We start from the raw sequence: 14278 nt of genomic DNA, 5'->3' as shown, positions 1-14278 counted from the left end.
CAAGAAAAACTACTCAACCCGCATCCCGGAGACCCTACATGTTCAAAATCATCGCCGTTGCCGTCCTGGTCGTACTCGTTGCCATCCTTATCTTTGCCGCGACCAAGCCGGACACTTTCCGTGTCGAACGCACGACCACCATCAAAGCTGCGCCGGAAAAAGTGTTCGCACTCATCAACGACTTCCATCGCTGGACCACATGGTCGCCGTATGAGAAAAAAGATCCGGCCATGAAACGCACGCATAGTGGCGCAGCCAGTGGCACAGGCGCGATTTATGAATGGGATGGCGATAAAAATGTAGGCAAGGGCCGGATGGAAATCACTGAATCGACGCCGTCGTCACGGATCGTGATCAAGCTCGATTTCCTCTCGCCTTTCGAAGCGCACAATACGGCGGAATTCACTTTGCAGGCGCAAGGTGATTCCACGCAAGTGACTTGGGCCATGTATGGACCGGCCAACTACGTCTCCAAGCTGATGAGCGTATTCTTCAGCATGGATAAAATGGTTGGCGATGATTTTGCTGTCGGGCTCAACAACCTGAAAACGGCTGCCGAGCAATAAGCAACAGGCACCATGCAAACAAGCTGAAGCGAATATTCAAATTAAGAATGAATATTCAAATCAGCTTGCTTTGCGAAAAGTCAGATTAATCCTGCGCGCGCCGAGCAAAGGATGCGTCGCCGGTTTCAGCGCGAGTACGCCGTGATAACGCAGTCGCGCCGCCCCACCCCAGACCACCACATCGCCATGCTGCAGCGGAATGCGCATGGCCTTGTCTTCACGCCTGTCACCACCAAACTGGAACACGGCAGGAATCCCGAGTGATACCGAAACGATGGGCTGCCGAAAGTCATGCTCATCCTTATCCTGGTGCAGGGACATGCGCGCGCCAGGCTCATAGCAATTGATCAGGCAGGCATCCGGCACGAAATCGGCAAAGCCGGCCGCCAACGCAGCCTCCTGCGCCAACTTGAAAAACACTCCGGGCATCTGCGGCCACCGCTTGCCACTATCCGGATCGACCGCATCGTAGCGATAACCACTCCTGTCCGTCACCCAGCCGTAGCGGCCGCAACTGGTCATCGCCACCGACATGCGAAAGCCGCCGGGCGTCGTCATATGGCGCAAAGGCGCTTGCGCAATCACTTCATCTATCGCACCCAGCAAGCCGGCTTCAATAGCCAGCGCATGGCCGCGCAAAACTACAGCACCGTCGCACAGCTCTTCGCGCCAGGTTCGCCCGCGCTCTATTTCATCAAATAAGTCCATATCCAAGCTGTTATTCAGCTATTCATACCCAGCGGCCATTATGACCAGCGATGGGGATTCATGCTCAGGCGAAACCCGAAAGACAGGATATTGCCCGCAAGCATGAAGTCCGGACGCACCGGATTTTATTACTATCTGATTTGACTTAGACTGCATTTAGATATATCTTAATTGTTCTAGATACGGACTAGATAGGAAAAATCATGAAACATCATCAACATTCCCATTCCCACCATATGGCCAGCCGCAACGACGGCGACGATCTCGGCGGTGGCCGCGGCCGGCGCATGGGCGGTGAAGGACGCATATTCGGCCATGGCGGCCTGCGCTTCGTGCTGCTGCACCTGATCGCGGAAAAACCCAGCCACGGTTACGAATTAATCAAATCAATCGAAGAACGCCTCGGCGGCGCTTACAGCCCGAGCCCGGGCACGGTCTATCCCACCCTGACCTTGCTGGAAGAACTTGCACTGCTCAGCGTGGAAGCAGCCGACCAGGGTGGACGCAAGCGCTATCAAATCACCGATGCGGGTTTGCGTTACCTCGACGAACATCGCGAGATGGTCGATGCCATGCTGTTGCGCCTGAATGGTGGCGTCGATGGTGCCGGTCCCCGTGGCGGACGTCCGCCGCAAGTCAAACGTGCGATAGAAAACCTCAAGCTAGCAATGCGTATGCGCCTGTCCGGCGAAACGCTGACGCAGGAACAGGCGAATGCCTTCGCCGCCATCCTCGATCGCGCTGCACAACAACTGGAGCAAATTTAATGACGACAAACAATCCCGCTGAAGGCGCGCATCCCAACCGCATACCGCAACGTGTACGGCATACCCTGCGTTTCCGTGCAGTCGAAGTTGTGAAGACCGAACGCATTACACCGCACTTGCTGCGTATTACCGTAGGTGGTGATGAACTGGACGAATTCGTCAGCCCGGGCTTTGACGATCACGTCAAACTATTCTTCCCGGATGCGAACGGCATGCTGGCTTTACCGACTGCCGGACCGGATGGCCCAATCTGGCCGAACGGGATCAAGCCGATCATGCGTGATTACACACCGCGCAATTTCGATCCGGTGGCGAAGACGCTGGAAATCGATTTCGCCTTGCACCTCGCCGGCCCGGCGACGCGCTGGGCTGAACAAGCGACACCCGGCCAACGCCTCGGCGTCGGTGGACCGCGTGGTTCCTTCATCGTGACGACGGACTTTGACTGGCATTTGCTGGTCGGCGACGACACTGCCCTGTCTGCAATCTCGCGCCGCCTGGCAGAACTGCCGGCCGACGCGCATGCCATCGTCATTGCCGAAGTCGATACCGCGGCAGACAAGGTCGACCTGCCGACTGCAGCCAATGTACAGATCGTCTGGGCCTATCGTGACAAGGCAACCGCCGGCGAATTTCCTTTACTGACTGCGCTCGAAGACACTGCATTGCCGGAAGGTGATTTCCACGCCTGGGTTGCCTGTGAATCCGCCGCCGCCAAAGCTGTGCGTGCGCATCTGATTGAAGTGCACCATGCCAATCCGAAGTGGATACGCGCCTCCGGTTACTGGCGCAAAGGCAGCGCCGATACGCATGACTCTATTGATGACTGAGTGTCGACGACTGAAAAATAAAAAGCCCGCTATTGCGGGCTTTTTTATATCTGTCAGCAACGATGCTTAATGCTGGTGACCATGCTCATCTGCATGCGGATCTATTCCTTCGGCCAGCAGTATATGTTCGGCATCATCACTCAATGCCAGGTGATTGCGTAAATCCCGGAAGTCATCCGCATTCAATGCGGTCGTAACACTCTCGCCCCTGGCGACAATGGCTTTCACGCTTTCCTTCAGTTCAAACACGGTGCCGAGGCCGGCGTACAAGTAATGATCGCCAAAGGCTTTCTTCAACGCCGTGAAAGTCAGCTCACCTGTGCAATGACCCGGGGCGATGTAAGCCACCTTATAGGTATCGCGCAGTGCGGTAATGACCTTGCCCACTTCTTCGGCCTGGCCCTGGATCAAATGGAAGCCACCACCGACAAACTGGATCTTGGGATTGATCTGCACTGCTGCAGTCACGATGTTTTCCACACCCGAGTGTGAGCAACCAACGATGATGATCACGCCATTCACCGTATTAATCGCAAGCGACAACTCGCGCAATTCCAGTGTGCCCTTCTTGTCCGATACTTGCGAAATCAGATGGATGTTAGGCGCAATCTCGGTGTCTTTATCGATCAACTGGAAATCCGCACCCGGCCAGGCGCTGCCGAAGCGCAGTACATCAGGCGGTTTGCCATCGTAATAGCGCTGCTCAGGCGGTAGCGTTGCATCCTTCGGATAAAAGCTACTCGGCAGATGGCCACCGTACACACCAAAGCCTTCCTTGGGCGCGTAAATTTTCACCTTGGGATTGAGGCTCAGCACATAAGTAAGGCCGCCCATATGGTCACCATGGCGATGCGACATCACCACCAGGTCCAGTTTGCTCAAGTCAACATTCTTTGCCGCCGCGTTCTTCTTCAGGATGTCGCCGTTATTGCCGGTATCAAACAGGATGCGCTTGCCGTCGACTTCAATCAGTGCCGCGTAGCCCCAATCCTTTTCCAGTTTATTGTCTTTACCAAAGGCGTCGTACAGCACAGTCAGCTTTGCACTTTTTGCCGGCGCCGCCGTGGCCTGCAGTACTGGTCCAAACAGGAAGGCCACGATCATCAGCTTGCTCAACCAGGATTTTGTTTTCATACACACCTCACCAAATAAAGTTTAACCATGGGCAATAAGTGCCAGCGAGTCTAGCCGCAGCACCCGGCATTGCTTACGAATATTTTTGTATTTGCTTATGAGGAATGTAGGAAAGAAGAAATACCGGCGCAAATAAAAGATCGCAAAGCCCGGCGTTTTCTGGAAAAATTGAATCCCCGAATTCATGAGGAATGCATCATGGAAACAATGGAAATCTATCGTGGCCGTCTCATAGATCACATCCAGTTGATCGTCGCCGACCTGGACGCTTCCCGTACCTTTTATTCCGCGGTCTTCAAGGCACTGGATATCCCGATGGGTGGCGAAGGCGATGATTTTTTTTGGGCCGATGAATTATTCATTTCGACTGCCGACAGCGAAGCCGCACAAGGCAGGCTGACGGGTCGTCATCACATTGCCTTCCAGGCGAAAGACCGGGCGATGGTTGAGCTGTTTTATAAAGAAGCCCTGGCGCATGGCGGTGTAGACAATGGCGCGCCGGGCGAACGCTTTTACCATCCCGGTTACTACGGCGCCTTCGTGATAGACCCGGACGGCAATAATATTGAAGCCGTGTATCACGGCGAAGCGAAGAGTCGTAATGCAGAAGCCATCCACATTACTTTTTAGTGCGACTGCCAACGACCGGGTGAGGCAGCCAACTTAGTTGGCACCTGCAGAGAAGCTGCAGCTGGCGACGAACTCATAACGCTCAGGCCGTATATAGAAAACCGAGTAATCGCAGCATGCGCCGCTGACAGTGGTGGAAGTCCGTGTCATCACCAGCACGGCGCTGCCCGTCTTCACCTTTAATAGTTTTCCCAATTCGCGATCCGCCAGTTGCGCGCCTATCGCTACATCGGCGCGTGCCACTCCGCGTCCATCAAGGTTCTTCAGGATCGCGTAATTCGGTTGTCGCTCCGCTTCATTCCATTCCATCGCCGCTACCGCTGCCGGCAAATAACTGGCCCCGACCGCGATCGGCTCATCGTCGACCAGATGCAGGCGCTGCAGGAAGGTGCATTCCTTTACTTTCTTACCGAAGCGCGCCGTTAATTGTTCCGGTACCGGCACGAGGTCCAACGCCAGCAATTTCATCTTCGGTTTCAAGCCCTGCATCAAGAGCGAATCATGGAAGCTGCGCAAGGCATCCAGTGCATGCCGTACCTGCTTGCCGGTGGCATAAGTGCCTTTGCCCTGCTTGCGTTCGACCACATTTTCTTCTTCGAGCCGCCCCAGCGCGAGACGCACGGTGACACGACTGACACCGAAGCGTTCTACCAGTTCGGCTTCCGACGGCAGTTTGCCGGATGGCTCGAACGCGCCGCCCAGCACCTCTTCGCGCAATTGGGCGGCGATTTGTTCATACATCGAGGTGACGTTCTTACGGATCAAAGTATCACTGGCATGCATGCGGCTGACTCAATATTCATGGTTAGTGGCAAAGGAACAGCGATTATTCACGATAGATCGCCGCCTGACAAAAAGGAAAACGAATAAGGATATGCAAAAGTCTTCGTTCGTCGAACTTGTATTAATACGTATTATGACAAAAATCCCTGCAAACACCATGCTTGTGATGCATTTTTTGCACCGGATTCTTCTTCATTGTTCAACGGATACCTGTCATGTACGAGAAACAGATGGCTCATCTTCGGGTCGACCATATCGACTTTGCCTATGAAAACGGGCAGACGGTATTCAGTGACTTTTCGATAGAGGCAAAGCCCGGCGAATTCGTCGCCCTGCTCGGCCCTTCCGGTTGTGGCAAAAGCACCTTGCTCAATCTGCTGTCTGGCTTCCTGCAGCCACAGAGGGGCAGTATCCGGATCAATGAACACAAGGCCAGGCCGGAAATGCAGGAACTCGGCTATGTATTCCAGTCACCGCAACTGTTCCCATGGCTGAACGCGCTCGACAATGTGGCCTTCGGTTTGCGCATGCGGGCTGACGTCAGCCGCATCGAACGGGAACAAAAAGCACGTGAAGCACTGGCACTGGTAGGCCTGGCCGATGCCGCACAGCGCCTGCCACATCAACTCTCCGGCGGCATGCAGCAACGCATCTCGCTGGCGCGCACGCTGGCGATGGAACCGACATTGCTATTGATGGATGAACCCTTTGCCGCCCTCGATGCAATCTCGCGCCAAAGCATGAATGAAGAATTGCTGCGACTCTGGTCAACGCTTAAGCAAACCGTGGTCTTTATTACGCATGACATCGACGAAGCGGTCTTCCTTGCCGATCGCGTGGTCGTGCTCGGCAAGGCGCCGCAAGGCGTAAGGCATACCGTGGCCGTCGACTTGCCACGCCCACGCATCCACCGTGAGACGCGACGCCTGCCGCAATTCCATGAATACAGCAGCAGCCTGCTGGACAGTATTTCCACGCCATCGAGCGCAGATTTCCCGAACGCCGTTGTACTTGATAACGCGCACTCCTTCCCACTTCTTTTTGAAAGTACGCCATGAAGCCCGTAAAACTGCTCATCACACTCTCACTCGCGCTGGCTTGGGCCGGTGCCGCCACCGCACAAGCCCAGGAAAAACCCATCCGCATCGGCTGGGTCTACGCAATGGCCAATGCACCGGCAGTGATTGCCGATCGCAAAGGCTACTTCAAGGAAGAAGGTGTCAACGTTGAAATCAAATCCTTCGGCGACGGGCCTATCCTGCAACAAGCCTTGTCGGCCGGTGACCTAGATATGGCTTACATCGGTGCGCCACCGGTATTCCAATGGTATGCACGCGGCCTCAATAGCCGCATCCTGGCCAAGGTTAACTACGGCCAGGCGGCAGTGATTACACAGGCAAACAGTTCTATCCGCACCGTCGCCGACCTCAAGGGCAAGAAGATAGCCGGCGTCGCCAAAGGCAGTGGCATGGATGTTTTGTTACGCGGCTACGTCCTGAAGGAAGCGGCAGGCCTCGAGCCTGACCGCGACACCACCATCGTCAACATGCCGGCCGGGAACATGCCGGCGGCACTTGATCGCAACCTGGTCGATGCCGCCTTCACGTGGGAACCGTTTATCGCCACTGCGCTGCTGCGTGGCAATACCCGCCTGGTGCTCGACGTCAACCAGGCGATCCCGCAATACCCGTGGTACATCGTGATGGCGATGCCGCGTACGCTGGCGCAACGTCCCGACGACATCGTCAAAGTTTTGCGCGCACATCGTCGCGCCATCGACTTCCTGAACAAGCATCCGGATGAAGCGAACCAGATCATCGCAGAGGCTTTCGAAATCCCGACCGTCAAAACTGCCGACGGTCGTGAAATCAAGCCGGTTGAAGTCGTCAGGGAAGCGCGTAAACGCATAGGCTGGTCGGATCGCATCCAGCAAAACGACGTGCAATTCATCCAGCAATTGATGAATTACTCGCGCGCGCTCGGTTTCCTGAACAAGGATTTGCGTGCCACCGAAATTATCGACACCACATGGCAACAGCGCGCTGAAAAAGCGCCGGCCAAACACTAAGGCAAGGCATGCGCATACCGGGTTTAAAACCATCGTGGGGCTGGGCCTCTTTACCTGCACTATTCCTGGTGTGGAGCCTGGCGGCCACTCGCTTTCCGTCCTACATCCTGCCACAGCCATGGGAAGTGGCACAGGAAGGATGGCGCTGGCTGGAAAGCGGCAAGCTGTGGGCACACCTGGGTGCCAGTTTGCTGGAAGAACTGGGCGGCTTCGGTGCCGCCATCGTGGTCGCTGCCATCGTCGGCACCGCCGCCGGTATCTCACGCAATGTGCGCGATTTCATCACGCCCTTGAACGGCCTGTTCATGGCGATCCCGCCGATTGCGTGGGCACCGCTGACCATGATCATCTTCGGCATCGGCTATCTGTCGATCATCGTCGTCATCTTCATCGCCGCCGTTTGTCCTATGACACTGGCAATACAGGATGGCGTACAGGCGATACGCGGCGGTGAAGTACGCGCTGCGCGCATCCTCGGCGCGAATCGTTTGCAACTGCTGGTACACGTCTACTTCCCTGCTACCCTGCCCGCCTTCACCACTGCATTGCGGGTCGGCTTCAGCCAGGCCTGGCGCGCACTGGTCGCGGCCGAAATGATAGGTGCATCACATGGCATAGGCTGGATGGTTTCCACCGGCGGACAGATAGGCAATGCCAGCCAGGTACTGTTGGGCATCGTATTGATCGGACTCATTGCATGGCTGGCTGAAAGCCTGGTCTTCCGACGCATAGAACGACGCTACCAACGCTGGCGCAGCCACTAAGCGGGCCTCGGACTTTTAAATAGCAAATAATCAGGACACATCATGAGCAAGAACCATCCTTTAGACCTCACGCAACAATACCAGGCCTTGCGTAGCAAGCTGGGGCCGCACCATGCACCGGCAGGCTTGTACGTACAAAACAAGAAGCTGCCCTTCGTCGGTCGCGTCAACTGCAACGTCAATCGCCTCGAAACAGGCAGCTGGAATGAAATCGTCATCGACTATGAAGTAGGCGCGGCAGGTCTCGCCGATGGTGGCTGGTTCAAGGCCACCTTCAAGTTCTATTCCGACTGGGCCTTGTTCCAGACCAGCGACCCGACCGCCGCCAATTACATCAGCGCCGAATACCAGTCCGGCAAACTGGTGCCGGGCCAAAGTCCGGCCACCGTGCAATCCTTATCGGTACGCTTCGATCAAAAAGGCCATGAACGTCCATTCCAGAAAGCCATCATCGTCGACGTCGTCGACGGTTACCTGAATGCCGGCGACCACATCATCCTGCGCTTAGGCGACCGGCGCGGTGGCGGTCCGGGCACGCGGGTACAGACTTTCACCGAAGATCGCTTCCGTTTCCGCTGCTACGTCGACCCGCTCGGCACTTCGCGCTTCGCTGCCGTTCCGGGTGACATCGTGATCGACATGGCACCCGGCGCAGCGGCACGCCTGCTGATTGCCGGCCCGCGTTTCGTACGCAGTGGACAGACTGCTCCCTTCCGTTTTTCGCTGCAGGATCGCTGGGGCAATGCCTGCCATGCGCAAGCCGGCAAGCTCTTGCTGCGTGCGTACGCCGGCGATGCACTCGTCTATGAAAAAACACATGCCTTGCCCGATCTTTTATCTGACACTGCCTGGGCCAGCATAGGCGTCGACGACTTGCCAAGCGATCGGGGTGACCTGCGCCTGGTCGCGGAACTGCCCGAACACACGCACATCCGTCCGGCAGTCGCCCACCTCAGCATAAACGACAGCTTCCCGGCACCGCGTTCCTACTATGCCGACCTGCATGTACATGCGAGCGACACGGTCGGCACCAACAGCCCGGCTTACAACGCAGCATATGCGCGCGACATCGGCGGCATCGATGTACTCGGCTATACCGCGAACGACTTCCAGATCACCGATGAAAACTGGCAACTCGGCGTGGATACCGTCGAAGAATTCAACAAGCCCGGACATTTTGTTTGTTACCCGGTGCAGGAATGGTGCGGCAGCTCAACCGCCGGCGGCGACCACAATGTGGTCTTCCTCGGTGATGCGGCTCCCGACTTCCCGTACAACGCACGCGGCGAACACAACCGCACCTTCCTGTGGAATGAAGACATGAAGGGTTCCGCCGTCGAAACCGGACGCTGGCCGGTGGAAGAACTATGGGCCGCCTATATCGACGATCCTGAGCAACACTTGATCATGCCGCACGTCGGTGGTCGCCGCTATATTCCGGACTGGCATCATCCGGAACTGGAACGCCTGGTCGAAATCGCCTCGAGCTGGGGCCACTTTGGCTGGCTCTATCAAGACGTCATCACCCGCGGTTATCGCATCGGCGTTGCTGCCAGCGGTGACGAACACCGCGGTCGCCCGGGTGGTGGCCCTCCGGGCACGCAGGTATTCGGTGTCCACGGTGGCTTGACAGGCGTCATCGCCGAGTCGCTGGATCGTCGCAGCATAGGACGCGCACTGCGCGCACGCCACACCTGGGCAACAACCGGTGAGCATACCGCCTTGCTGGTGCATGCAGGTAAACATATCCAGGGTGATGAATTCACACACTCCGGTCCGCTGAAGCTTGACTACAACTTCCTCGGCGGTGCGGGGTGGGATGAAATCGCCGCTTATGATCACACCGGCCTGATCTGGAAACGCAACCTGCATCAGGAACTCGGATATTCGGAACGCCTGATACGCTTGCGCTGGGGCGGCGCACGCGTGCCGGATCGGTATCGTTGGGCTTCATGGCGCGGTCGCATCACGATACTGAATGGCACCATCAATCGCTTCCAGTCACATGGTTTTGAACATGGCGAAGAAAACTGCTGGCGCGAAGGCACGACCGACATCGTATTCCGCAGCGACACTTATGGCGATGCCGACAGTATCGATATCGACATCACTAATTTGAAAAACTGCACGATACGCATAGAAGGAACCATAGACAGCTATATCAAGGTCGGCGATCCGCTGCAGCCGAATCCGTTCAAACATGTACCAAGCTTCCAATGGGAAATCAGCGGTGCGTCCTTGTTGCAGGAAGGCGGACTCAGGCAGGAATTGGGCGGAACCGAGTTATTCCTGGCATTGGAACGTTTGACGGAGCAGGCACTACCGGTCACGGTGCAGGGTGAACTTGAAGTCGAACTGAAAAAGACTTCCTTCGGCCATCATCCGATCTACTTCACCGGTCGCCAGCAGGATGACAGTAAGGTCTGGTCTTCAGCCATGTTTGTTACACCCGTTGAGCTAACCTAGCCACAAACCATGCAGTTGAACCAAAAAGCCCGCCTATGCGGGCTTTTTTATTCGATAAGCAGTCGTCCGGGATGATCAAAGGCGAGCCGCGCTCAACTTTATTTTGATCTTGCCGTTAATGATTAACCAATCCTTAAGCCGAAAGGTTTGCAGATGAACATCACATCCGTTAGCAACACCGCGACCACCTTGCCTGCAACTGCGCAAGACGAGGAAGCTATTGCCACGCAAGCCGGCAGCGCGGCCAATGGCGAAACCGATCAAAAACCAGCCGGCACCCGGGTCACGCTATCCAGCCTGGGACAGGCTCTTTCCGCCAAAAGGCAGGCCGCCATGCAACCGGCCCGTAATCAGGATATCGACAACAGCAACGTTCCAGACAACATCAAGGATTTGCTCAAGCGGATCCGCGAACTCAAGGAACAGATAGCTGAACAGCAGCAAAAGTTGAATGCCATCATGGCGAACCAAAGGCTGAGCCCGGACGAAAAGCAGAAACAGCTGCTGCAAGTACAATCAACGATCAGCACTTTGAACGGCGCCCTCACCTCGGCGCTGGGTCAAATGAACAAACTGGTGCGAGATTTGGATCTGACGCAGGATCAGCAGATTGCCGTGGCGTCCTTATTGGCGGTATAGCGACCGGGCAAATTACTTGTCATGCCCGAATCAGCACTACGCCAAGTACCAGCAGCCCGGCACCGGTCAATCTAAGCAGGCTGATCGGCTGCACCGGCAAGCCTAACCAGCCAAAATGATCCATCGTCAAGGACAGCAGCATCTGCCCGACAACGATCAGGGAAATGGTGGTCGCTGCGCCCAGCTTAGGCACCATCAGGATGGTGATGGCAATGAAGGTTGCGCCAAAGATGCCGCCCATCCATGGCAACCAGTCGCCGCCTTTCGGTAAAGCCTCGATCAGCCTGGGACCGGGCACCACCAGCGCGATAAGCAGCGTAACGACCAGGCCGACGAAATAGCTGATAAACGCAGCCCACCACGGCGAGCCGATTTGTATGCGCAGATTGGCATTAAGGACTTGCTGAAATGCCACGCTGGCACCAGCCGCCACGACTAACAACATAAAAAAATATGAGCTCATAATTCCTTCCATGAGTTAATACGCCGCGCTATCGGAGGCATTCATCGCCTCCCCGATGACAGACAAGCTAGCTTGCCAGGGCCGCCGCCTTGGCCCGGGCCTTATGCAATTTCTTGTAGCTATCAATCAGGCGCTGGTGCCTATCCAGTCCTTCGAGTTTCATGCTGGTCGGCGTTAAACCAAAGAAACGCACGCTGCCATCCACCGAGCCCAATACTGCATCCATGCGAGGATTGCCAAACATGCGGCGGAAGTTCACCACATAGTCGTCCAGTTCCAGCTCATCATCCAGTACTACTTCCAGCACCACATTCAGGGCTTGATAAAACAAGCCGCGCTCGGCCGAATTATCGTTGTATTGCAGGAAGGCACCCACCAGTTCATGTGCCGCATCAAACTGCTGCAAGGCGAGATTGATCAGGAGCTTCAATTCGAGGACCGTCAGTTGCCCCCAGTCCGTATTTTCGTCAAATTCGATGCCTATCAAGGTGGCGATGTCGGAATACTCATCGAGCTCATTGTTTTCCAGACGATCCAGCAGTGCTTCCAGGCCGGCTTCGTCCAGTTGATGGATATTCAATACGTCGGCACGGAACAGCAAGGCCTTGTTGGTGTTATCCCAGATCAAGTCTTCTACCGGATAAATTTCCGAGTAACCCGGCACTAAAATCCGGCAGGCGGTAGCACCCAGGTTGTCGTATACGGCTGTGTACACCTCTTTGCCCATGTCCTTGAGAATACCGAACAGGGTCGCGGCTTCATCTGCATTCGAATCTTCACCCTGACCCGAGAAATCCCACTCGACAAAATCGTAATCCGATTTGGCACTGAAAAAGCGCCACGATACGATGCCGCTGGAATCGATGAAGTGTTCGACAAAGTTATAGGGTTCGGTCACTGCTTCACTGGCGAAGGTAGGTCGCGGCAAATCATTCAAGCCTTCAAAACTGCGTCCTTGCAGTAATTCCGTCAGGCTGCGTTCCAGCGCGACTTCGAAACTTGGATGTGCACCGAAGGATGCAAACACGCCGCCGGTGCGCGGATTCATCAAGGTGACGCACATTACCGGGTAAGTCCCGCCCAGCGATGCATCCTTGACCAGCACCGGGAAGCCCTGCTCTTCCAGGCCCTTGATGCCTGCGAGGATGCCGGGATATTTCGCCAGCACTTCTTGCGACACATCCGGCAAGGCGATTTCACCTTCCAGGATTTCGCGTTTCACCGCCCGCTCGAAAATTTCAGACAGGCATTGCACTTGTGCTTCGACCAGCGTGTTACCAGCGCTCATGCCATTGCTGACGTAGAGGTTTTCAATCAGGTTGGACGGGAAGTACACCACCGCGCCGTCTGAATGCCGTACATACGGCAATGAACAAATACCGCGTTGCACATTGCCGGAGTTGGTGTCGATCAGATGCGAACCGCGCAGCTCGCCGTCCGGGTTATAAATTTCGAGGCAATAGTCATCCAGGATTTCAGACGGCAGCGCATCTTTGCGACCGGGCTTGAACCAGCGCTCGTTCGGGTAATGGACGAATTCTGCATTGGCGATGTCTTCGCCCCAGAAGGAACCGGCGTAAAAATGGTTGTTGCTCAGGCGTTCGATGTATTCACCCAGTGCCGATGCCAGCGCGCTCTCTTTCGTCGCACCTTTGCCATTGGTGAAGCACATCGGCGAATGCGCATCACGAATATGCAGGGACCAGACATTCGGGATGATGTTGCGCCATGAGGCGATTTCAATCTTGATGCCGAGGTTCGCCAGCACGCCCGACATATTGGCGATGGTTTGCTCCAGCGGCAGGTCTTTGCCCGGGATATAGGTGCTGGCATCCGCATCCGGCTTCAATGTCAGCAGGGACTGCGCATCAGCGTCGAGATTTTCCACTTCTTCGATAACGAACTCGGGGCCGGCCTGCACCACTTTTTTCACGGTGCAACGCTCAATGGAACGCAAAATCCCGCGGCGGTCCACTTCCAGGATATCCGGAGGCAATTCAACCTGGATCTTGAAAATCTGCTGGTAGCGGTTTTCCGGATCAACAATATTGTTTTGTGACAAGCGGATATTCTCGGTCGGGATGTCGCGCGTGACGCAGTACAGCTTCACGAAGTAAGCCGCACACAAGGCCGATGAAGCCAGGAAGTAATCGAAAGGACCGGGTGCCGAACCATCACCTTTATAACGGATAGGCTGGTCGGCTATGACTGTAAAGTCGTCGAACTTGGCTTCCAGACGCAGTTTATCGAGAAAGTTGACCTTAATTTCCATGGGGGAATTCCAAAATTGATGCGCAAAATGACGTGGCCGCTATTATCCGTCGCCACGGGGATGCCGTGTGATTTATCGATGCTTTCCATCAATCCTGGCGCTCCGGGCCAGTTAACAGGCCGTCAACTCGCAAAAGATATTAAAAAAGCCCGCATCAGCGGGCTTTTCCTTCAGTGGTGGCAAGCAAA

The 14278-nt window shown here is 55.6% G+C and carries 14 protein-coding genes; 9 read left to right on the top strand and 5 right to left on the bottom strand.

The features are described 5' to 3' along the window. The first annotated feature begins 38 nt into the window (after window positions 1–38). A complete protein-coding gene (locus ACFQPC_RS04710; protein WP_382270439.1) occupies window positions 39–566 on the top strand; it encodes an SRPBCC family protein in 528 nt (175 codons plus the stop codon). A gap of 60 nt (window positions 567–626) precedes the next feature. On the opposite strand, the gene alkB is transcribed toward ACFQPC_RS04710, so the two are convergent. Further along, entirely contained in the window at window positions 627–1274 is a 648-nt protein-coding gene (gene alkB, locus ACFQPC_RS04705; RefSeq protein ID WP_382270438.1) for a DNA oxidative demethylase AlkB, read from the bottom strand. Between the two features lie 203 nt (window positions 1275–1477). Between alkB and ACFQPC_RS04700 the strand changes: the two genes are divergently transcribed. Next, complete coding sequence (locus tag ACFQPC_RS04700; RefSeq protein WP_382270437.1) at window positions 1478–2041, top strand: PadR family transcriptional regulator; 564 nt, start codon at window positions 1478–1480, stop codon at window positions 2039–2041. Continuing rightward, window positions 2041–2871 carry a siderophore-interacting protein gene (locus tag ACFQPC_RS04695; protein ID WP_382270436.1) on the top strand — a complete coding sequence of 277 codons (831 nt, stop codon included), beginning with the start codon at window positions 2041–2043 and terminating at the stop codon, window positions 2869–2871. The genes ACFQPC_RS04700 and ACFQPC_RS04695 overlap by 1 nt, the downstream gene beginning before the upstream one ends. 66 nt (window positions 2872–2937) lie before the next feature. On the opposite strand, the gene ACFQPC_RS04690 is transcribed toward ACFQPC_RS04695, so the two are convergent. Further along, the gene (locus tag ACFQPC_RS04690; protein WP_382270434.1) at window positions 2938–4005 is read right to left on the bottom strand and encodes an MBL fold metallo-hydrolase; all 1068 of its coding nucleotides are present in this window, start codon (window positions 4003–4005) and stop codon (window positions 2938–2940) included. Between the two features lie 198 nt (window positions 4006–4203). Here ACFQPC_RS04690 and ACFQPC_RS04685 point away from each other — a divergent pair, with 198 nt between their 5' ends. Continuing rightward, a complete protein-coding gene (locus ACFQPC_RS04685; RefSeq protein WP_382270432.1) occupies window positions 4204–4635 on the top strand; it encodes a VOC family protein in 432 nt (143 codons plus the stop codon). Window positions 4636–4668: 33 nt separating this feature from the next. On the opposite strand, the gene ACFQPC_RS04680 is transcribed toward ACFQPC_RS04685, so the two are convergent. After that, window positions 4669–5418: a GntR family transcriptional regulator gene (locus ACFQPC_RS04680; protein WP_382270431.1), complete on the bottom strand. Its 750-nt coding sequence runs from the start codon at window positions 5416–5418 to the stop codon at window positions 4669–4671. Window positions 5419–5648: 230 nt separating this feature from the next. Here ACFQPC_RS04680 and ACFQPC_RS04675 point away from each other — a divergent pair, with 230 nt between their 5' ends. From ACFQPC_RS04675 to ACFQPC_RS04655, 5 genes are all read left to right on the top strand, one after another. Next, window positions 5649–6476: an ABC transporter ATP-binding protein gene (locus tag ACFQPC_RS04675; RefSeq protein WP_382270430.1), complete on the top strand. Its 828-nt coding sequence runs from the start codon at window positions 5649–5651 to the stop codon at window positions 6474–6476. Then, the gene (locus ACFQPC_RS04670) at window positions 6473–7486 is read left to right on the top strand and encodes an ABC transporter substrate-binding protein (protein WP_382270428.1); all 1014 of its coding nucleotides are present in this window, start codon (window positions 6473–6475) and stop codon (window positions 7484–7486) included. The genes ACFQPC_RS04675 and ACFQPC_RS04670 overlap by 4 nt, the downstream gene beginning before the upstream one ends. An 8-nt stretch (window positions 7487–7494) precedes the next feature. Then, window positions 7495–8250, top strand: a complete 756-nt coding sequence (locus ACFQPC_RS04665) for an ABC transporter permease (protein WP_382270427.1) — start codon at window positions 7495–7497, stop codon at window positions 8248–8250. Window positions 8251–8292: 42 nt separating this feature from the next. Continuing rightward, window positions 8293–10716: a hypothetical protein gene (locus ACFQPC_RS04660; RefSeq protein ID WP_382270426.1), complete on the top strand. Its 2424-nt coding sequence runs from the start codon at window positions 8293–8295 to the stop codon at window positions 10714–10716. A gap of 147 nt (window positions 10717–10863) precedes the next feature. Continuing rightward, complete coding sequence (locus tag ACFQPC_RS04655) at window positions 10864–11355, top strand: hypothetical protein (RefSeq protein WP_382270425.1); 492 nt, start codon at window positions 10864–10866, stop codon at window positions 11353–11355. Window positions 11356–11374: 19 nt separating this feature from the next. Here ACFQPC_RS04655 and ACFQPC_RS04650 read toward each other — a convergent pair whose 3' ends face one another. Together ACFQPC_RS04650 and ACFQPC_RS04645 are read right to left on the bottom strand one after the other, a co-directional pair. Further along, window positions 11375–11818, bottom strand: a complete 444-nt coding sequence (locus tag ACFQPC_RS04650) for a DMT family transporter (protein WP_382270424.1) — start codon at window positions 11816–11818, stop codon at window positions 11375–11377. 67 nt (window positions 11819–11885) lie between these two features. Beyond that, entirely contained in the window at window positions 11886–14090 is a 2205-nt protein-coding gene (locus ACFQPC_RS04645) for an OsmC domain/YcaO domain-containing protein (protein WP_382270423.1), read from the bottom strand. Between the last annotated feature and the right edge of the window lie 188 nt (window positions 14091–14278).

This window comes from Herminiimonas glaciei, assembly GCF_042664955.1.
In the GTDB taxonomy this organism is placed as follows: domain Bacteria; phylum Pseudomonadota; class Gammaproteobacteria; order Burkholderiales; family Burkholderiaceae_D; genus Oxalicibacterium; species Oxalicibacterium glaciei.
The sequence above is the reverse complement of the archived record's forward strand: the minus strand, read 5'-3'. Positions and strand labels throughout refer to the sequence as shown.